The organism is Pseudoalteromonas sp. S3785 (genome assembly GCF_005887365.1).
Classification (GTDB): domain Bacteria; phylum Pseudomonadota; class Gammaproteobacteria; order Enterobacterales; family Alteromonadaceae; genus Pseudoalteromonas.
Window position 1 is genome coordinate 1 of record NZ_PNCT01000228.1, and the last position, 398, is coordinate 398.

The 398-nt window shown below is 47.2% G+C and carries 1 protein-coding gene; it reads right to left on the reverse strand.

The window, feature by feature from the left end; genetic code table 11:
* Positions 1–110: 110 nt before the first annotated feature.
* Positions 111–242, reverse strand: a complete 132-nt coding sequence (locus tag CWC17_RS19700; RefSeq protein WP_138614660.1) for a response regulator transcription factor — start codon at positions 240–242, stop codon at positions 111–113.
* Between the last annotated feature and the right edge of the window lie 156 nt (positions 243–398).

The window sequence follows — 398 nt, forward strand, 5'->3', positions numbered from 1 at the left end:
AATGGCGAAAGATTATGTACCGGTGTACGCTTGCGGGTGGCGCTCAGTGGGGCCTATACTTGTAGTGCATCAAGTGTAGGTAACATACGGTAGAGTATTATTATGTCGTGCTATTCGCAGGTGGCCATAAGCAGTGCTTGCTGGCCGTCTTCGGAGGTGGCTACGGTGTAGCCTTGCGCGTTAAATGCTTTGTATAAATACTCACGGTATTGTTGGTCGTCTTCTACAAGCAGCAGCTTCAATAATAACCCCAACGCAGTAAAGGCCGGTTTTTACCTGTGGCTAAATCTATGGCTTTTTTATGCCGACCTTTCGCTGTAATAAAGGGGGAAACAAGCTAGGTTATGCCGATGTCTTGATCTTATTGCGACTCAATTATGAAACAATGCGGGGCCGGG